The 505-nt window shown below is 77.4% G+C and carries 1 pseudogene; it reads left to right on the forward strand.

From position 1 onward, the window contains the following. Nucleotides 1-505 (forward strand): annotated as a pseudogene (locus A7A76_RS07180) (hypothetical protein); the annotation flags it as partial.

The raw sequence follows: 505 nt of genomic DNA on the forward strand, positions 1-505 counted from the left end.
TTCGGTCGGCCTGGTCGAGCGCATCCTGCGCATCTTCCGCGGCACTGCGCAGCCGGCTGCGGCCGCGCCGGAACCGGCCGCGCGCCAGCACGACGGCAACCGCGGCAACGGCGGCCGCAACGAGCCGCGCGGCGAGCGCGGCAACGGCCAGCGCCGCAACGACAACCGCAACAACGGCAAGGGCGGCCGCGACGGCCGCCGCGACGAGCCGCGCCAGCAGGACGCGCAGCCGCGCCGCGAAAAGCAGCCGCAGGCCGGCGGCGCCCAGGCGCAGCAGCCGGGCCAGCAGAAGCAGCCCAAGCAGGGCCAGCCGCAGAACCCGCAGGCGCCCAAGCAGCAGCAACAGCCGCAGCAGCCCAAGCAGGCGCAGAACCCGCCGGCCAAGCCGCAGCAGGACGCGGCCGCGGCGCAGGCTGGCAACGCCAATGCGCACAACGGCAGCCCGACCCAGAACGGCAACCCGCCGCGTCCGCCGCGCGAGCCGCGGCCGCCGCGCCAGGACGCC

The organism is Lysobacter enzymogenes (assembly GCF_017168095.1).
In the GTDB taxonomy this organism is placed as follows: Bacteria; Pseudomonadota; Gammaproteobacteria; order Xanthomonadales; family Xanthomonadaceae; genus Lysobacter; species Lysobacter enzymogenes_D.